Genomic DNA, 19,042 nt, shown 5'->3' with positions numbered 1-19,042 from the left:
GCTTGCAGTGGTTTGAAACCTACCCCTGACGGTCGGCTTCGAGGGACCATACCCTCATCTTCCGTGCAGCTCGGCTCCCACACTGCTGTGGGTGCCTCGCGGCACACTCTCGTCGAGGTGCCACTTGGCGGCAAGGTTGCCGCGCCATCGCCTCCGTAGTTGATAAGCGAATTTGAGGCCAAACTTCGCCGCCCATTCCGCGACGGTCTGAAACGAGACGTTAATTCCGCGCTCGGAAAGCAGGTCCTCGACGTCGCGCAGGCTCAGCAGAAACCGATAATAGAGCCAGACTGCATGGGCGATAATTTCGGCTGGAAAGCGATGGCGGCGGTAATGGTTAAGCGGCTCTTCGGTCATGCTGGTCGGATATCATTTCGCTCAGCAAAATCCGTTAAGGCGACGCCACCGTTAGCTAAGGGAATCCTCTCGCGTCACGGACCACGCCTTTTGCCAGATTGCCCTTCGTCATGAGGCGAAAGAAGGCTTATCTTCGCGTCAGTCTGGACGCCAAACTGGCAAAACTCGCCTCCTACATCAGGCCAGTATTCAATTTCGCGCAAGGCAAAACCCTTGTCGATAGGAGCGCGATACGTAATAACGTGTCTGTAACCCGAACTGGCCGCGGTCGTGCGGCATTCGAATCGAGCACAGAAGAGCGCTGAAAGCATGACGACGCCGATTCCCACGGACGGCCACACGCAGCAATCTCCTGAGATCAAAAGCCGAGCAGACTTCCAACTTGCGGCGGTTCAAGCCCGTGACCTTGCAGGCCAGGGTGCTGCTGTGTCGATTTCCGCCACTCTGCTATTGCTATGCGCTTGGCTCGCGAGCACCTTTGGCCTCAATGCGATCTGGATTGCGTTCTTTTGCGATAACGCGGCAGCACTCATCCTTTTTGGGACCGGACTTCGATCTGCCCACGAGATTGCGCGGTGGCGTCGGGAGCAGGCCGGCCTTGCCAGCATTCCGCTCGGACGGTTCATGCAATGGCTCATTGCCTTCGTAACCTCGCCGTGGTCGTCACGACAGGCGCAAGAGCCGGATCCGGTCGAGCGTTGGACCGAGAGCGCGTTTCTCGCCGGGCAATCGGTTTTGTCACGTATAGGTGCCCGCCCGCTCTCGGTCTTCTGCCTTTCCCTCTTTGCTTGTTTGCTCGTCTATGCCGGTTGGAGCCTGGAAGCGGACGACATGACGATCGGAACGATGAGCTATCTCATCATAGGTGCCTGTTTGGCTTTCGCCTTTTTTCTGCTTGTGACGGAAAGACGCCTGGCCGCGATCGAAGCACCGGAATGGCCGGAGGCAAGAGCGATTTCGCAGTTGGCGCGCATTCCTATTTTCGTGCTTGTATTGTCCTGCTTCAGCCTATTTCTGAGTGCGCGTGGATCCGGTCTGTCCATAAAAATGCTCGCCGCTCTGGGAGGCTTTGTCGCGATTGTCGGGCTTGAGTTTCTATTGCGCGCGGTCGCCGCCATGTTCCGCCCGCAAAACGACAGCCGCGAACCGGCATTGATCGCCACAAGCCTTGTCGCGGGCGCTCTCCAGTGGCCGCCCCAGCCATTGGTCAGCATTCAATCAGAGCTACGGACCAAACATGGCATTGATCTTCGACAGATCTGGGCCTTTTCGTTCATTCGTAAGGCCGCTCCAGCCATCATACTCGGAACGCTCCTTTTAGGCTGGCTGCTGAGCAGCGTGCACGAAGTTCCGATGACCGGCCGAGGCATCTACGAGCGGTTCGGCAAGGCCGAGGGCATCCTGCATTCCGGCCTGCACATCGGCCTTCCTTGGCCGTTTGGCCGTGTCATTCCCATCGAGAACGGCAACGTGCACGAGCTGGCAACCTCCGTCAGCACGAGCGGTGATGGCGAAAAGCTGACCAATGCGGAAGGGCCAGCGCCGGAAAGTGCGAACCGGCTGTGGGATGCCTCGCACATCAGCGAGAAATCGCAGCTTATCGCCAGCGGCACCGGCGGCGCGCAGAGCTTTCAGATCGTCAACATGGACGTGCGTTTTGTCTACCGCATCGGTCTTTCGGACCAGGCGGCGATAAAGGCGGCCTATCGGGTCGCCGATCTCCCAGCCTTGATCGAAAGCACCGCAAACCGCGTATTGGTTCATGACTTTGCCAGGAGAACGCTCAACGACGTCTTGAGCGAAGGCCGGCTGTCGCTCGCAAACGATATCGCCTCGGCAGTCCAGAAAAACATGGATGAGCTGAACAGCGGCGTCGAAATCCTGGCGGTGGTCGTCGAGGCCATCCACCCGCCTGCCGGCGCGGCCAATGCCTTCCACGGGGTCCAGGCGGCTCAGATCCGTGCGGAGGCGCTGGTTGCACGCGAACGGGGAACGGCCGCCGAACGGACGAATGAGGCACAATTGAATGCCAGCCTCCAGCAGGACAATGCGACGGCAACGGCAAGGGAAGGCGTCGCGGCTTCGCAGGTCGCAAAACTCCGCTTCCAGGCCGAACAATCAGCCTTCCATGAGGCGGGACAGGCGTTTCTGACCGAGGAATACTTCAATAAACTGACGATGGGACTATCCCATTCGAAGGCTCTTGTCCTCGATCACCGCATCGGCGGAAGCATCGCTCCGACCCTCGATCTCCGGAGCATGATGCCACCGGTCGATCCCGACACAAGTGCCGAACCTAACACCCCATATCAAAGCGAAGAAACGGGCCCATGACTGACGCGCACGCCCATCCGGGCTCGGACCATCACGAGCACGATCATCATCATGATCACGGCGATGATCACAAAGAAACAATGCCCTTTCGGTGGTCCCGCCTGGTGGTCGCGACGATCGTCGTCGCCATCATTCTTGTCGCCGCCTGCCTCGTCCAGGTGAGGTCGGGAGCAGCGACTATCATCACTAGGTTTGGCAATCCCGCTCGCGTTCTGATCGATCCAGGCCTCGCCTTTCGACTTCCCATTCCCCTGGAGAAGACCATCGACGTCGATCTGCGCGCCAAATCGACGTCCAGCGGCCTGCGGGATGTCGGAACCAAGGATGGGCTGCGGATCATCGCGCAGGCCTATGCGATCTGGCAGGTCCCGCCCGATCCGGATGCCATCAAGCGCTTCGTGCGGTCGGTTCAGAACCAGCCGGACCAGGCGGCCGCGCAAATCCGCACATTTCTTGGATCGTCGCTCGAGACGGCGGCGAGCAATTTCGACCTGTCGTCGCTGATCAATCCCGATCCGGACAAGCTTCGGATCGATGCCCTGGAAGCGCAGCTCAAGGCCCAGATCGCACAGCAATTGTTCGACACTTACGGCTTGCAGGTTGTCGATGTCGGTATCGAGCGCCTGACCCTGCCTTCGGTGACGTTGAGCGCCACTGTCGACCGCATGCGGGCCGAGCGTGAAACCATCGCCACCGAACGTGCGGCAGTCGGCAAGCGCCAGGCGGCGGAAATCCGCTCCGCAGCCGAGCGCGATGCGAGAGTGCTGCAGGCGGACGCGACCGTGAAGGCCGCCGATATAGAAGCGAAATCCCGCGTCGAAGCGGCACGGATCTATGGAGCGGCCTATAAGAGCGCGCCTGAGCTTTACGAGCTGCTCCGCTCCCTCGACACGCTTGGCACCATCGTCAATTCCAACACGCGCCTTGTCCTGCGCACCGATGCAGCACCTTTCAGGGCTTTGGTCGATGGACCGCCCAGCGCCGCATCAGCTGGTGGAGCACATTAGAGATGGGTGCGGTTGGGGATAGGAATTTGATGGCGCAGCATCAGGCAGTTCGCCTGGTGTCCATGCTGCTGTCCGCGATCATGGTGCTTACGGCCGTCGGCTGGGCAACCTCCAATATCCGGGAGATCGCACCGCAAAACCGGGCCGTCGTCTTTCGCCTGGGCGCCTTGAACCGGGTGCAGGAATCCGGCCTATTATGGGCCCTGCCGGCGCCTTTCGAAAAAGTCTTGCTGCTGCCCGACGGCGCAACGGTTCTGGAACGCCGGATCGACGGATTGCTTCGCTCTCCTGCAGCTCAGGCCAGCGAGATTAACACAGAGGCGCAGAGCGATACTCTGGCGGGTTCGGGCTATCTTCTGACCGCAGACGCCAGCGTCGTTCAGCTCGACATCCGCGTCTTTTATCGGGTGACCGACCCCTCTGCCTATGTGTTGCAGCAGGACCACGTTCTGCCGGCACTCGACCGCCTCGTGACCCGTAGCGCCGTCGTAATCTGCGCTTCCCGCGATCTGGACAGTATTCTGGTCGCGCGCCCCGAGCTGGTCTCCGCGGAGAGCGATGTCGCCGAGCGACGCGAACGCCTGCGCGCCGATCTGGTCAAGAGCATCAACGCAAGCCTGGGCTCGCTAAAGTCGAAGGGCCTGAACCTGGGAATCGAGATCGATCGCGCCGATGTCCAATCCGCACTTCCGGCGACAGCCATAAGCGCATTCGACGGGGTGCTGACCGCAAGCCAGCAGGCAGAGCAGGCGATTGCGTCGGCACAGAACGATGCGGAAAAGGACAGACAGGCCGCCGATCAGGAAGCCGATCGGATCGTGCAGGTGGCGGAAGCCCAATCCAGCGAACGTCTGGCAAAGGCGCGTGCTGACACGGCCATCGTCGCCGGCTTTGCAAGCGCGCAAGGGTCCGATAGCGACCCCGGCCTTCTCTGGCGCCTCTATCGCGATCGCGTTGCCAAAATCCTGTCGAAGGCAGGCTCGGTGGTCACGGTCGACCCCAGGGACGACGCACGCCTCATCCTGCAGGGAGCCGACAAATGACTGTCGCGACCGATCATCCCCACGGCTCCCATGGCCACACGCATCATCATGGCCATATGCTCAGTGCCGGCCTTCTGACCGCGAACGAAAAGCAGGCGGCGGCCGTTCAGCTGACCCTCGCCATGATCGCCTTGAGCCTGCTTGCGCTCGGCATCGCATGGCGCTGGCTTGCGCCGGATGAAGAGGGCGTGAGCCAGCTTCTGCTGGCGGCCGCCTCACTGATCGTTGCCATTCCGGTCATCCGCTCCGGTTGGCATAGCCTGCGCCATCCGAGCCTGCATGGCATCACCGATCAATTGATCGCTCTTGCCATGCTGGCCGCCTGGGCGACGGGCGATCTGCTGACCGCCGCCCTCCTCCCGATCATCATGATATTCGGCCATGTGCTGGAGGAGCGCAGCGTCATCGGATCGAAAGAAGCGATGGAGGCGCTGGCGCGTCTGACCCATAGCCACGCACGGCTGATCACGCCGGACGGCTCGACGCGTGAAATCGACAATGTCACGCTGAAGCCAGGCGATCTGGTGGAGGTAAGAGCGGGAGACCGCATTCCCGCCGATGGTCGTGTCAGGCAGGGACAGGCAAGCCTCGACACTGCGCCGATCACCGGCGAATCCGTGCCTCTCGAAGTCACAGTTGGCATGGAGGTCTTCGGCGGTGCGATCAATCTGGACGGCCGTCTGGAGATCGAAGTGACCCGAACAGGCGAGGACTCGACGCTTGGAAAAGTCATCGCACTGATGCAGCGCGCGGAAAATTCAAAGCCGCCGATCACGCGGCTCTTGGAGCGCTACGCCCAGCAATATCTGGGCTTCGTGCTGACAATAGCCGCCCTTGCCTGGTTCCTAACCTACAATGACCAGATCATGCTGGCGATCCTGGTCGCGGCCTGCCCCTGCGCCCTGGTTCTGTCCGCGCCGGCAACGGCAATTGCAGGCATCGCGGTCGCCGCGCGCCATGGAATCCTTATCCGCAGCTCGGCATTTCTCGAAGAACTGGCAGATTTGACTTCCCTGGTCATCGACAAAACCGGCACCCTCACCTTCGGCCGGCTTCGGCTGCAAGATATTAGACTGACGGGCAATAGGGACCGGGAAGCCGTTCTGGCCTTGGCGGCCTCTCTGGGCGCTGCCAGCAGCCACCCGGTCAGCCGGGCGCTAGCCTCGCTTGTTTCTCATAACGCCTACCATCCGCTGACCAACGTCCGCGAACTTCAAGGACTGGGTATCGTCGCGGGTACGGCAAGGGGCGAAGTGGCGCTCGGACGTCCTGAATTGTTCGAACGCCTGTCCGTCGTCACTCCCTCGGCTCCCCCACATGACGGTCCGCTTGCAGGCCTTTCCATCGGCGGAGACTTTGTCGCCTGGCTTCTCCTGTCGGACACGGTCAAGCCGGAAGCAGCGGTTGCGATGACGGAGTTGCGAGCGCTCGGGCTCAGTCGTCAGCTTTTGCTCACCGGCGACCGTCAATCGGTCGCGCACGCCCTGGCGCGCGAGATCGGCATAACCGATGTCGCGGCCGAGGCCCTGCCCGCCGACAAGCTGAAACGCGTGCTGAGCGAGACTAAGAGCGGCTTCAAACCTCTGGTCGTCGGCGACGGGATCAACGACTCGCTCGCCCTCAAGGCCGGTGCCGTCGGCATCGCCATGGGTGTAGGTGGTGCTGATATCGCGCTCGCCTCCTCTGACATCATCCTGATCGGCAGCGATTTGCGACGGCTCGGCACATGCGTCCGCCTCAGCAGATTGTGCCGGCGGACATTGAAAACCAACGTCATCATCGGCCTCGGCTGGACCGTGGCGATCATCGCATTGGCGGGATTTGGCTTTCTTGGAAGCGCGGGAGCCGTCGTTGCTGCCCTCCTCCATAATTTCAGCACCCTGCTGGTGCTGGCGAATGCCGGACGGCTGATGCGATATGACGAGCAACTGACCGCATAAGGCAAGATCAACTTACGTGATCGCCGAGCCGGTGGATCATCTCGTAGCCGCCTTTCCGCGCCAAGGCATTGATTTACATCGGTATTGGTACCAGTAGTACGGTTTGAATCTGCATGCGGCTGGTGGTCCGCGGCCTGTTGAACAAACAGATCGCCGCAGCCCTTCGCGTGAGCGAAGTCACGGTGAAAGTCCGGCGCAGCCAGGTCATGCGCAAGATGCAGGCAGGAACCCTCGCCGACCTGATCAGGATTTCAGACAGACTCAGCGGATGCTTCTGAGAAGATCCTCCTGCGCTTAGGGTTGGGATTTCGCCTTATCGCGACAACAGTCCAATGGTGATGTCCACCATGACGGGGTCGTCCAAATTGTCTATCTGTGGCGAGCGAGACTATCGGAGTGTTGGTGGAGCGGAGGCCGGTGCTCTCCCCGATTCTGCTGCTATCCTCGTGCGCCGAGGTACAAGGCGACGATGAAAATGGCGGCAATCAAACAAATGACAGTCCAGGCGAGGATACGACCGATAAGTCTATTTCGCGCTACCTCACGGCTTGAAACACCTGTTCGATGCTGATGATAGTGTCGTGTGGTCAAGGACCAGCTCCTTCAGCTTGCTATTGGCGGTCATCAAATCATCAAAGATCGAGACCGTATCCAATGCGATAATTTGTGAGCGAGGCTGTATGAAATCCAGGGCAATTGCGGCTGATAATTATAAGAAACTTATAATATTTTCTGGTTTTGGCCGTGACAGCTTCTTTCCATCTATTCCGCTTGATCGGCAATCGCGGCCAGGAACGTGCCTCTCGCCGAGCGAACAAGAAGATGGTTGAAGCTTATGGCTGCGCCGTGATGAGCCAGCACACCTGTCCGCCGTCGCGGGCCGCCAATATCTCCAGATTCGCTCTTCAGATCTCGACCTGACTGCCCAGTTCGACCACGCGGTCGACAGGGAGCTTGAAGAAAGTCATTGGTGTTTCCGAGTTGCGCATCATCGCTGCGAAGAGCTTTTCCCGCCACACGGCCATCCCAGGCCTTTTTGACGGAACGAGTGTCTGACGGCTGAGGAAATAGCCAGCGGTCAGAGGATTGAAATGCGGCATGCGCTCGAAGATCGGCGCCAGCGCTAACGGCACGTCGGGATGCTCCGCGAAGCCGTAGCGAATGATGACCCGAGTAAAGCCGCCGCCCAGATCTGTTGCCGCCAACCTTTCGACTTGCTCGACGACGGGTGTGAGCGCCGTCTCGATGGTGACGAGAAGCACGTTTTCGTGGAGCACAAGATTGTGCTTGAGGTTGTGAAGCAGCGCCGGAGGAATGCCTTCTCGGTTTGTTGTCAGATAAATGGCACTTGCCGGAACGCGGGTAACATTGGCGGTCGACTTCAGAAAGGTCTCGACGGGCATCGTGTCGGATGCGAGCCTGCGGTTGAGGAGCGCGCGCCCGCGTCGCCAGGTCGAGAAGATGATGATCAGTACGACGGCGATGGTGACCGGCAACCAACCGCCATCGGTGAACTTGGTGGCCGAGGCAGCGAAAAGGCCAAGGTCGAATATGAGTAGAATGGCGTATAGCGGTATGGCCCAGATGGGGTTCCAGCGCCAGACGCGAAAAATCATGAAGCCGATGATAAGTGTCGTCAGTACCATGGTCGCGGTCACGGCTAGGCCAAAGGCCGCGGCAAGAGCGCTCGAGCTACGGAAAGCAAGAACAAGCGCGATGACGGCAAGGAATAGCATGATGTTTACGGTCGGTGCGTAGATCTGCCCCCGCGCTTCGAACGAGGTGTGATGGATCCTGACGCGCGGCAGGTATCCGAGCTGAACGGCCTGCTGCGTCACCGAGAATGCGCCGCTGATGATCGACTGGCTGGCAATGACGGTCGCGGCAGCAGCCAGAAAAAGAAGGGGGATTAACAGTCCGACCGGGGCCATCAGGTAGAAGGGCGACTCGATTGCTGTGGGGTTTGCCAGTACAAGTGCGGACTGCCCGGCGTAGCAAAGTAACAGCGCGGGTAGCGCCAGCCACAGCCAGGCCCGTGCAATGGCCGAGCGCCCGAAGTGACCCATATCCGCATAGAGCGCTTCCGCACCCGTGACAGCCAGCACAACGGTCCCGAGCGTAAAGAAGGCGCGGACGGGATCGGCCGCCAAAAATCCGAGCGCATAGGTCGGGCTTGCTGCCTGCAGCACGACCGGGTTGGCGACCACATGGACGGCACCGAGAATGCCTATCGTCAGAAACCAGATCGCCATCACCGGGCCGAACAGGCCTCCCACGAGCCCCGTCCCAAACCGCTGGATGGCAAACAGCCCGGCGATGATCACGATCGAAAGAGGAATAACATAGTCGGAGAAGCTGCTGTTGAGAAGCGTCAGGCCTTCGACCGCCGAGAGGATGGAGATCGCCGGCGTGATCACCGCGTCGCCATAGAATAGCGTCGTTGCGATCAGCGCGGCTCCTGCAATGTACGGCAACTCCCACGAGTGCTTCGCTACACGCTCCACAAGAGCAAGGAGAGCGAAGCTTCCGCCTTCACCACGGTTATCCGCGCGCATGGTCACGAAAACATATTTGACTGTGACGACGAGGATCAACGCCCAGACGAGCATCGAAAGCACGCCTAGCACATGAAATTGATCTAGTGGCAGGCGATGATGGCCAATGAAGCTTTCCCTGAATGCGTAGAGTGGACTGGTGCCGATATCGCCAAAGACAACACCCGTGGCGCCCAACATGAGCTTGAGCTTGGGCGACGCGGATGGGTGCGGCTCGCTTTTCATTGTGTCCTCCGCAATGGCGACAAGTGGACCGCAGCGGAAACCACTCCCTTCGTGCGACTATCTCTTGAGGGTAATCAAAACACAACCCTAGCTCTCCAAGCCGAACGCAAAGGTGGACGCCCGTCCGCAGGAGACGGACGAGGACAGATATTCCGGAATCGCAAGTTTCTGCAGCACGTTATCCAAAATCAGCCATCAAGGCGCAGGCGCTTCGGTAGATGGGCGGAGGAAATACGGCTCCAAATCGTACGCGGTTTTTGTCAACCAAAGACAACGTCCTTACCGTGGTGCCGACATCGATGGCGTCTCGGCCGAGCCGATCCAGCTTCGTGACAATCCAACCGGTCCATCGGCCGTGAAAAGCCACGGCGATGCGCAATGGCGGTACTGCCGGAAACACAAGGAGCGCCGCCAAATGGAGGTATTTTGCCCCTTGTGTTCTTTTATTGGAGTAGCCAGCGGCCAAGCGGAACTCAAAACTCAGGATCGACAGGCACTTTTGACATCCCAACGGATGAGGGCAGCCTGATCCGCCATTATTCCTTCGCGCCAGCTTGCTGACCGGTTCGAAATCCAGATTCGCAGGCGCGGTCCTGTCAAGGCTCTCACATGGTCATTCCAGCCCAACTTTGTAGAGAAAGGTAACTCGCTGAAATCCAAACCTGAATAGGCCCAGTAAGCTTGCCTGGGGGTATTGCTTGTTCCTCGAAGTCGAAATAGGTGAAACTCTCCCTCTTTCCCAATTTTCAAGATCAAGCGCAATCTTGTCAAAGTCGATTGCGAGATCGATGAGTGTCTCGCGATGCTGGTCATCACCCTCATCGCGGGCACGACGGAAATAGTAATCTGCCCTTTCGCGCATTTGGATAGCCGTCATCATGGACGCCTCCTAAACGGTTTCCGTAAGCGATCGCATATCAGTCGGGCAAGTTTCCTCCTATGATGTACGTCAATTAATATTCTACACCAGCGCCGCGAGCGCAAACACTTGGCGCTGACGGAGTTCAACCTGTCGCGCAGCGTTCTGGCGTATTTGAGAGCCGCGGCCGGGTTGCGTGTTGGCCTACTTGTTGCCCGTCGGTTACTCGTTGCGAGCGACGCGTTTCACTTCCTGGTTCGGCAGGAAGATTTTCGAACCGTCAACACCCCGGGCATACGTGGAATTTGCGATTCTTGCCGCCCACGCACGAATGGACTGGTGTATACTCGGTTCGCTTGTCGTGGCCGCGAGCACTCCTCGGGCGGCGGGACGGCAATCATTGGGCAGGAGTTGAACCCATGGCCGGTGCTAATTCGAAGCTGCAACGGGACATCACACCGAAGCCGGATGCCGATCCGCTCCTGGGCTCGCCGCCATTGGAGACTCCCGCTGTCGTTGGCTATCTTGCTTCGTTTGCAATGACGACCCTCGCGACGTTTGTGGCTGTCGGTGTCGACCGCGAGGTGACGATCCCGAACCTCTCCCTCATTTTTGTAGTGCCGGTGATCATCACGGGTGTTGGCTTTAGCTTGGGGCCTTCACTCTTCTCGGCCGTGCTTGGTGCGCTCGCCTACAATTTCTTCCTGACCGAGCCTCGCTATTCACTGGCCGTCGACGACCCGGCAAACATCTGGGCGATCGGACTGCTTTTTGTCGTCGGACTTATCGTGAGTGGCGTTGCCCATACCTCCGGGCGAAGGGCGACCGATGCGGCACACTTGAGACGGCAGACGATTGTGCTGCAAGGCTACAGCCGCGACGTCGTGGCGGCCGACAATACGGAGGCCATCATTTCAATCACGTCCCAAGCGCTTGCAGCGCTGTTCCAAGTTCCCGTCGCCGTGATATTCGTAACGGGGGGCGAGGTGGTTTCCGTCAATAGAGTTGGCGGCGTGGAGCCCCAGGAGGGCGAGTTGGAGGCGGCGCGATCATCGTTGACGACTGGAACCGCCGCGCGCGCCGGAATTTATCCGGCGTTGGACTCGCGCTTTGACTTTTGGCCCGTGATAACGGCGGTGGGCCAGGATGCTGTCATCGGGCTCGTATTCAACCCCGACGACCGTCCATCGGAGCCAGATACATTAGTCGACATCGTTGCGGGTATCTTAGCGCTGGCGCTTTACCGTCGGCATTCCCCAGTCAGTCACGATGCTCGGTCCTCACATCGGGAAAGATAAAGCGATCCGTCGCAGAACGTAGGTTCTGCAAATCACCACCGCCAACTTTGCGCGCGTCCGGACGGACGCCCTGCTTCGGCTGGCCCACAATGTGTAGCGCAGGGGCGTCTAGAAGGCGCCGCGATCAGCCACGGAAACGTTCCGCTGGCCATGAGCGGTGGTGGAAAGATGGCTGCACTGCCCGAAGCTGATGGGATATCGTCCAGTTGAAGAACGTGGTGGGCACACGACAGTCGTGACTGACGACTGAAGTTTTTGGGAATGAAGTCTCTCGACGCCAGTTTCGGGCACCAAGTGATTCTGACGCCAAGCTCACTTCTCAGCTGAGACAAAGCGCGCAATTTTTGCCCGACCGGATCGCGCTGATAGCGCGAAGCTTATGACCGCTTATTCGCCAGGATAGACAGCTTGTGTATTTGCGGCGGCTTAGCGAACAGGTCGCCTGCCTCTGCCTTTGCCATCAAGGCCGCAGAGACTTGGCCGTTTAAGTGGGCATCCCTTCCGTCCTCATCATCGAACGTATCAAAGATTGCAAGCGAACTTAGGCCCTCCTGTATCGCATACCAGGAAATCGTGCCGAGCTCGGCATTGACCAGCGGGATGGCTGAACGCAGAAATTCGGCGACCGCCTCTTCCTTGCCTGGCTTTGCCTCGGCCAGCCCGTATTGGAGGCTCACGGAGATAGGCCGCAGGGGCTCCGACCAAGCTGTGAAGTTGGCCGAAACTCCAGTGCGTCAGCATGATTGGTGTCTCCTAGCCGGGCAGCATCAGCGCCAGGCACTCTGCGTCGTTGCGGCTAGCCTCTACGCGAATCGTCGCGCTCTCCATCGTCCGGGTCCGGCTGCGAACGGCGGTATAGAGATCCAATGGGGACGGAAAACGCTCGTTGGCCGGCCGCGAGAACCACTCTGACGAAACGCGGCCGATGCGTCGACCACGGCTCACATCCACCTTGTAGCCGCCTCGCCCGTCGGAGAATGCATCCAGAATTTCTAGTTCGTTCACGGGTTATCTCCATGACGGCCGCCAGAAACCAATCTCCCGGCCTTCAACCTGTCACGGGAAAGTCAATCCGCCCCCTCACTCTAAAAAGGGGCGTTGCTGGATATCCCCGCAGACGTTTCTGGCTGAACCACGTCGAGGTACCGGAAACGGAACCAGCTTGCGGCAAGGCTCAGATGCCTTCCGTCATTGAAACGAATTCTGCATCTCCGATTGCAATTTGGCGTAATATTTCCTCGACCAGCTCGCCGGGCCGACGCGCTGCATCCAGCTTCGTCCAGCCGATTGAAGTTCTGTCCTTCGAAAGCTGGCCTGCCAGCACATCGAGCGTCGCATCCGAAGAACCGCCTGTACGTGTTGCGACACGCTGCCAAAGCAAGGCTGCATCCGCCTCCAGCCAGAAACCGAAGAAAGGGCAGCCTTTCTCATCAGCCGCTCGCTCGACTAGCTCGCGGTTGCCGGCCTTATCAAAGACGGCATCGGCGACCACAGCACCATCCCGCGCAAGAATGAGCCGCGCACGCCATGATATCTCCTGGTAGACCCTGACGGAGACCTCGGGACGGTAGGCATTCTGAGGCAGATGCGTTTCGGGGGGAACGCCATGCATGGACTTGCGGATGCGATCACTCTCGATGATGCGCGCTCCCGGCGGCAACCCAATGCGCGGTGCCAGGGCCTCGGCGAGCGTGGACTTGCCCGACCCACTAAAACCTCCAAGAGCTATGAGATCCGCTTTGGGTGGTTGCAGCAGAGAGTGAGCAAGCGCGAAGTACGACCGCGCCTCTGACACAAGCATCGGCGCCCCGCCGCCTGCCTCTTCCGCCTGCGTAGCAACGACATGCGCGCGCACAGCGGCTCGCATCGCCATGAAAAATGGCAACGCGACAAAGCCGTCATCTTCGCCGGTTTCGTCGAGGTATCGATTCATGACGAGATTGGCAAAGTCGGCATATCCCCGATGCCAGAGATCCATCAGCAGGAACGCAAGATCATACAGAATATCGATCGTTGCCAGTTCGTCATTGAACTCAATGCAATCGAATAGACAAGGGCGGCCATCAAGCAGAAATATGTTGCGCAGGTGCAGATCGCCGTGGCAGCGTCTGATCTTTCCAGCCGTAGCTCGTTTATCCAGGCAGATAGCAAGCGCAGTAAGCCGCTGACGGAAGAGAGCCGTCAGCTCCTGAACTTCCCGCTGTGTGAAAATGTGGCTCGTCGCGAAACCCGCTTCATTGACTCTGAGCACAGCCTCCATATTGGCCGCTCCCCCGCGGTCGTGAATGACCGGCGCCTGGCGATGGAACTGCACGACTGCGCCAGCGAGTGCCGTCATCATCGCGGATGTCAGTCCACCCGACTGAGCAACCTGATCAAGCAACTGCGACTGGTCAAAGCGTCGCATCTCGACCACTGCGTCGATTACACGGCCCTCACCGTCGAAATTTAGAATTCCGTCGTCTGCTCGCGTTATCTTACGAACGCCGAGATAGATTCCCGGTGCCGTCGGACCGTTCAGTTCCACTTCCTTCAGGCATGCAGCCTGCCTCTTCTCCACGGTGGAGAAGTCTACATAGGGCAAAAGCACCGCCCGCTTCATCTTGTAGGCGCGATCGCCCGACAGGAATATACGCGAAATGTGCGTCTCCATCATCTGCGGCGGCTCGCCCTTTCGGGACAGCGTGCGCTCCAGAAAGGCAATGACCTCGAGCTGATCTTCGGCAATCATTTGGCTGCCCTAACCGTTGTTCCAATGGGACATATATGCCTCCATTGGTTCCCCGCATCATTGATACGTATCAATGATGCGGGGATGCTAGCCGCGCTAAACACACTAAACAGATGGCACAGGGGCGGCGCGCGGAGATACGAGCAATGAACCTCTCTTCACGGCAGAAGCTGGTCGAAGCCCTGATACCGATCATCCGAAAGGCCGGGGCCGTCGTACACTCTCTTCAGAAAAGTGAGCTTGCGCCGCGCAGCAAGTCGGATGGATCCCCTGTTACAATTGCCGATCTCGCCAGTCATGACATCTTGTGCGGAGCCTGCAGGGCCTTGTCAAAGACAATCCCGATCCTCAGCGAGGAGGATGAAAGCTCGGCAACGACGGCTTTGAATACTGTCGCCTTCGTGATCGATCCTCTCGATGGAACGAAAGAATATATTCGCGGGCGGGACGAGTTTACGGTCAATATAGCATTGATCGAAAATGGCCATGCCACGGCCGGATTGATCCATGCGCCAGCCCGCGGGCGGCTCTTCTTTTCCTATGGCAGCGGATATGCGTTCGAAGAAACTCCCGACGGGCGGCGACGCAATCTTGGCAAGCAAACCGTCCCGCCGAGACAGCCGATCGTCCTCGTCAGCCGCTCCCACCTTGACCGACAGACGAAGGATCTACTTGCCGCTTTGCGGCCGCGCACCGTGCGCGAAGTTGGCTCCTCGCTCAAATTCGCCTTGATCGCCGCGGCGGAGGCCGACGCCTACATCAGGCTCTCACCGACGATGCTATGGGATTGTGCGGCCGGGATAGCTCTTGTCGAAGCAGCCGGAGGTTTCGTGCGGCGAACAGACGGATCGCCGCTGCTGGAGGCAAGGTCTCGGACGCTCAAGATTGATGGTTTCGTTGCGGGCCGAACACCGCAGTTGGCGCAATGGATTGAGACCGCACAAAAGACGATCCCTTTCGAGGATAGAACCGAGAATCGATAATTGAGCTAGGTCAATGTCAAAGCAGCGCTGCCCCGTAGTGTTCCCTCGTTGAGATATCAACAGAGGAGATCATCTCATGGACAACATCACTCTTCGTCAACTAGTTCTCGATGAACTGGAATTCGATCCCAGCATCGATGCCGCAAATATTGGCGTCGCTGCGGAGAACGGCGTGATTACCCTTACGGGCCATGTTTCCACCTATGCCGAGAAGGAAGCCGCCGAGCGGACGACACGCCGTATCAAGGGTGTGAAGGCTATTGCACAGGAGATCGAAGTGCGGCCGGCAGGCACCCACAATACTGCGGATGACGAAATTGCAAAACGCGCGGTCAACACGCTTGGCTGGCATGTCACCGTTCCGAAGGATGCGGTTCAGGTCAAGGTCCAGAATGGTTGGATTACGCTGAACGGTCGAGTTGAGTGGCAATATCAAAAGACAGCGGCCGCCGACGCGGTCCGCGATCTGTCCGGTGTTGTGGGCGTATCGAACATGATCGAAGTCACTCCACACGCCAGCTCGGTGGACGTCAAGAAGCGCATCGAAGATGCCTTCCGACGCGACGCCGAGATTGAAGCGAAAGCCATCAATATCAACGTCGCCGACGGCAAGGTCACGCTACAAGGCAAGGTGAAGACATGGTCGGAGCGACAGGCTGCGGAACATGCCGCATGGTCGGCTCCGGGTGTGCGCAGCGTCGAGGACCGCCTTTTGGTCGGCTACTAAGGCCGATCGCCGGGCAGCTTTTCCATTAGCTGCCCGGCGACTGTCCCGCTTTAACCAACAACCGGAGAACCGCGATGAAGAAGATTGATGATGATCGGCCGGTTTGGCCGATGACGATAACGCCTGAAAAAGTCTGCTACTTTATCCTCAAGGCACGCCAGTTCGACGCCAAGGATGCTCCGAGCGACTGGGCTTCCTCCTCCAATCCCGCGGACGACGGTATGATCGACGTGCTGGAGGATAGAAGCGACGATCCGGTTCAAGAGGAACTCCGTAGCGCAATTTGGGCGCTCAACGTTGACGAGAAGATCGATCTCGTTGCTCTTGTCTGGCTCGGTCGCGGCGATGGCACCGTGTCCGATTGGCCGGACATACGCAGCGCAGCGATGGAAGCGCAAAATAACCACACGGCCGCCTATCTTCTCGGCACCCCATTGCTAGGTGATTATCTCGAGGAAGCTCTGTCTATGTTCGGCGAATCCTGTCAGGCGATAGAAAACGGGCATCTCTAACGATCGCATGGAATAATCAATCATAAGCGCGCCGGGTGCTCACGATCACTCATCGCCGGAGCCGCATAGGCGGCATCAATGCACGGTGATGCAAGTCGCGGAACAATGCTGGGCAATTTTGGTCGATACGCTACCGAGAACGAGCTGCGACAGGCTTGAGAGGCCTCTCGCGCCACAGACGACAAGATCGGGATGTTCTCGATCGATCACGGTCATGATTTCCTCGACCGGATCCCCATCCAAAAGATGGGTCGAGACACGATCGACACCATGCGCGCTAACCACAGACTTGGCACGTTTGAGAATATCTGTCCCGATAGCCTGTATTGCCCGATAGGACTCACCAAGATCCTTCATTGGAAAAACTATTGGAAAACCCAGCGCTGAGACCGACGGAACCTCGGGCTCCGCTTGAATCGTCAAACCATCGAGATGCTCGACCTCGATCATGCGCTGAAGATCAGCATCGAGCTCACCGGACAGCATGACATGCACCAAATGAACCTCTGCATCCCGCCCATTGGCAAGTTCGGCGCCGATTTCGACCGCCTTCTGCGCATAAAGCGAACCATCCGTGGCAATCACAATTTTCCTCGACATATCATTTCCCCCTGATCAGCTAGCGGCAACGATTATTGGACGATAGCAAGAATAACGCATCGGAACACAAACAATGCATTGAGGAAGATCAAAAGAGACGAACGTTCCGCTGGCTCTTTTAATGAAAGATCTTTGCGCCTGATCAATGCGTATCTCGCTGTTCGACGTCATCTTTCAATTTTTTAAGAAGGGACGGCAGGAATGTCCGGGTTTCTGGCAACACAAGCATGGGCGTTATCCGCCTTTATCAGCGATCTTCAAAACTTCCGAAGTCGCTGCCTCATCGCAGCCATTTTACCTGTTTTGGTGTTCTTTCCCGTTTCTCATCAAGCTACAGCTACGCCTTTGCAGCCTTCCCTGGCACCGATGCTACAGATGGTCATGCCAAGTGTCGTCAGCATCACGGTCCGCTCGGAACAAACGCCGAGCGGCGAGGGCTTGCTGATTGTGCCTCAAGAAGAGCGATCGAAGAGCGCCTCCCGCGAGGCAGCACCGGTGATGCACATTTCCCAGGCGGTTGCAGCCGGCGTAATCGTCGATGCGGTCAACGGATACATTCTGACGAACAACCACGTGATTGAAAACGCGGTCGATATCAACGTCATGCTTGCCGACGGCTCCACCTATGACAGCACGGTGGTCGGCGCCGATCGGGAGACAGATATTGCCATCATACAGATCAAGGCACCGGGGCTGATCGCCGCGCATCTCGGCGATTCGGCCAAATTGCGGGTCGGGGACTATGTCGCCGCCATCGGAAATCCCTTTGGCCTTGGCCAGACCGTCACATTCGGGATCGTCAGTGCGCTTGGCAGAGCCGAGCTTGGAGTAGAAGGCGATCAGGACATCATTCAGACCGATGCTTCGCTCGTTCCGGGCAACTCTGGCGGCGCCCTCGTCAATCTCGATGGCGAACTTGTCGGCATCAACAGCGCCATCATCGCTCCCTCAGGTAGCAATATCGGCATCGGCTTTGCCATCCCAAGCAATACGGCAAGAGGAATCGTGCAACAGTTGATCGCTCACGGCGAAATTCGTCGCGGACGACTCGGCGTCCTGGTGCAGGACAATAATGCCGACTTCGAGAAAGCCCTGGGGGTCAATATGTCAACCGGGGCCTTGGTCAACGATGTCATTTCCGGATCAGCTGGGGCAGCCGCGGGAATTAAACCCGGGGATGTCATCATCGCCGTCAACGATTCCCCGATCAAAAATGCCGGCGAACTGCATGCGAGGATATCGTCTTACCTCCCGAAAACTTTAGTAAAGCTGTCATTGCTTCGTCCGACCGGCAAGGTGGATCTCGACGCCACGCTTAGCGCGACGCTTCCAGAAGACCAGTTGCCTACTCCGGCCGAAATCGAAGGAAGGGGACTGCTGGAGAGTGTTACGCTCGACAAGCTCGGATCGGATTTCGATGCCTACGGCAAAGTGGAAGGGGCGTTGGTGTCGGCCTTGAACGATGGTAGCAAGGCCGCGGCAGCCGGACTGACACCCGGCGATGTGATCATCAGTGTTAATCAGCAGCCTACCCCGACGCCTCAGATGGTTGCCGAGCTAGCTCAGAAACAGAAAACTTTGGTGCTGCTTGGAATTTTTCGGGACGGCCATCGGCGTTTTCTCATCGTGAAATGAGGATCTGAGAATTTGGCATGTGCCTGATGTGGCCGGAACGTTGGTCTGCTTCTTTCCAGGCGCAGCCAATCCTGCGACACGGTACTCCGCGCTAACGGCGGGCGCTGCCAAACGAGGTCAGCAACATGGTTGTTACGATGACTACAATCGAGGCATTCCAGCGCCTGGGCGTCGCCCTCGCTATCGGTATCCTCATCGGCCTTCCACTTGATCGCGCGGGGGGAGATTTCGGGCAG

14 protein-coding genes and 3 pseudogenes are annotated in these 19,042 nt (G+C 58.5%); 10 read left to right on the top strand and 7 right to left on the bottom strand.

Going from position 1 to position 19,042, the window contains the following annotated elements:
• Window positions 1–102: 102 nt before the first annotated feature.
• Window positions 103–357: pseudogene (locus ACK83U_RS20550) on the bottom strand (IS6 family transposase); the annotation flags it as partial.
• 309 nt (window positions 358–666) lie between these two features.
• Between ACK83U_RS20550 and hflK (ACK83U_RS20545) the strand changes: the two are divergent.
• The 5 genes and pseudogenes from hflK (ACK83U_RS20545) to ACK83U_RS20525 form a co-directional block, all read left to right on the top strand.
• A complete protein-coding gene (gene hflK / locus ACK83U_RS20545; RefSeq protein WP_112611611.1) occupies window positions 667–2,691 on the top strand; it encodes a protease modulator HflK in 2,025 nt (674 codons plus the stop codon).
• Complete coding sequence (gene hflC / locus ACK83U_RS20540) at window positions 2,688–3,698, top strand: protease modulator HflC (protein WP_112611609.1); 1,011 nt, start codon at window positions 2,688–2,690, stop codon at window positions 3,696–3,698. The genes hflK (ACK83U_RS20545) and hflC overlap by 4 nt, the downstream gene beginning before the upstream one ends.
• 2 nt (window positions 3,699–3,700) lie before the next feature.
• Window positions 3,701–4,741 carry an SPFH domain-containing protein gene (gene hflK, locus ACK83U_RS20535; protein WP_112611607.1) on the top strand — a complete coding sequence of 347 codons (1,041 nt, stop codon included), beginning with the start codon at window positions 3,701–3,703 and terminating at the stop codon, window positions 4,739–4,741.
• Window positions 4,738–6,681: a heavy metal translocating P-type ATPase gene (locus tag ACK83U_RS20530; protein ID WP_210290533.1), complete on the top strand. Its 1,944-nt coding sequence runs from the start codon at window positions 4,738–4,740 to the stop codon at window positions 6,679–6,681. Before hflK (ACK83U_RS20535) ends, ACK83U_RS20530 begins: the two co-directional genes overlap by 4 nt.
• Window positions 6,682–6,797: 116 nt before the next feature.
• Window positions 6,798–6,959 (top strand): annotated as a pseudogene (locus ACK83U_RS20525) (LuxR C-terminal-related transcriptional regulator); the annotation flags it as partial.
• Window positions 6,960–7,586: 627 nt separating this feature from the next.
• Here ACK83U_RS20525 and ACK83U_RS20520 read toward each other — a convergent pair.
• A complete protein-coding gene (locus ACK83U_RS20520; protein WP_112611601.1) occupies window positions 7,587–9,461 on the bottom strand; it encodes a KUP/HAK/KT family potassium transporter in 1,875 nt (624 codons plus the stop codon).
• A 613-nt stretch (window positions 9,462–10,074) separates the two neighbouring features.
• Window positions 10,075–10,341 (bottom strand): hypothetical protein, encoded by a 267-nt coding sequence (locus tag ACK83U_RS20515; protein WP_112611599.1) that lies wholly within the window; start codon window positions 10,339–10,341, stop codon window positions 10,075–10,077.
• A 398-nt stretch (window positions 10,342–10,739) separates the two neighbouring features.
• Here ACK83U_RS20515 and ACK83U_RS20510 point away from each other — a divergent pair, with 398 nt between their 5' ends.
• Window positions 10,740–11,618: a DUF4118 domain-containing protein gene (locus ACK83U_RS20510; RefSeq protein ID WP_112611597.1), complete on the top strand. Its 879-nt coding sequence runs from the start codon at window positions 10,740–10,742 to the stop codon at window positions 11,616–11,618.
• A 377-nt stretch (window positions 11,619–11,995) separates the two neighbouring features.
• Here the strand turns inward: ACK83U_RS20510 and ACK83U_RS20505 are convergent, their stop codons facing one another.
• The 3 genes and pseudogenes from ACK83U_RS20505 to ACK83U_RS20495 all read right to left on the bottom strand — a co-directional run bounded on the left by ACK83U_RS20505 (window position 11,996) and on the right by ACK83U_RS20495 (window position 14,349).
• The gene (locus tag ACK83U_RS20505; RefSeq protein WP_412474983.1) at window positions 11,996–12,295 is read right to left on the bottom strand and encodes a putative quinol monooxygenase; all 300 of its coding nucleotides are present in this window, start codon (window positions 12,293–12,295) and stop codon (window positions 11,996–11,998) included.
• Window positions 12,285–12,623 (bottom strand): annotated as a pseudogene (locus ACK83U_RS20500) (DUF932 domain-containing protein); the annotation flags it as partial. The pseudogene ACK83U_RS20500 and the gene ACK83U_RS20505, both read right to left, overlap by 11 nt.
• Before the next feature lie 169 nt (window positions 12,624–12,792).
• Window positions 12,793–14,349 (bottom strand): AAA family ATPase, encoded by a 1,557-nt coding sequence (locus ACK83U_RS20495; protein WP_112611593.1) that lies wholly within the window; start codon window positions 14,347–14,349, stop codon window positions 12,793–12,795.
• A gap of 113 nt (window positions 14,350–14,462) precedes the next feature.
• On the opposite strand from ACK83U_RS20495, the gene ACK83U_RS20490 reads away from it, so the two are divergent.
• From ACK83U_RS20490 to ACK83U_RS20480, 3 genes are all read left to right on the top strand, one after another.
• Complete coding sequence (locus ACK83U_RS20490) at window positions 14,463–15,332, top strand: 3'(2'),5'-bisphosphate nucleotidase CysQ (protein WP_412474982.1); 870 nt, start codon at window positions 14,463–14,465, stop codon at window positions 15,330–15,332.
• A 76-nt stretch (window positions 15,333–15,408) separates the two neighbouring features.
• The gene (locus tag ACK83U_RS20485; protein ID WP_112611589.1) at window positions 15,409–16,059 is read left to right on the top strand and encodes a BON domain-containing protein; all 651 of its coding nucleotides are present in this window, start codon (window positions 15,409–15,411) and stop codon (window positions 16,057–16,059) included.
• 74 nt (window positions 16,060–16,133) lie between these two features.
• Window positions 16,134–16,571 (top strand): DUF3775 domain-containing protein, encoded by a 438-nt coding sequence (locus ACK83U_RS20480; protein WP_112611587.1) that lies wholly within the window; start codon window positions 16,134–16,136, stop codon window positions 16,569–16,571.
• Between the two features lie 75 nt (window positions 16,572–16,646).
• Here the strand turns inward: ACK83U_RS20480 and ACK83U_RS20475 are convergent, their stop codons facing one another.
• Window positions 16,647–17,171, bottom strand: a complete 525-nt coding sequence (locus ACK83U_RS20475; protein WP_112611585.1) for a universal stress protein — start codon at window positions 17,169–17,171, stop codon at window positions 16,647–16,649.
• Window positions 17,172–17,372: 201 nt separating this feature from the next.
• On the opposite strand from ACK83U_RS20475, the gene ACK83U_RS20470 reads away from it, so the two are divergent.
• The gene (locus tag ACK83U_RS20470; RefSeq protein WP_112611583.1) at window positions 17,373–18,806 is read left to right on the top strand and encodes a trypsin-like peptidase domain-containing protein; all 1,434 of its coding nucleotides are present in this window, start codon (window positions 17,373–17,375) and stop codon (window positions 18,804–18,806) included.
• Window positions 18,807–19,042 lie beyond the last annotated feature (236 nt).

This window comes from Rhizobium sp. WW22 (assembly GCF_047041135.1).
GTDB lineage: Bacteria > Pseudomonadota > Alphaproteobacteria > Rhizobiales > Rhizobiaceae > Rhizobium.
This window is presented reverse-complemented; position numbering and strand designations above follow the sequence as displayed.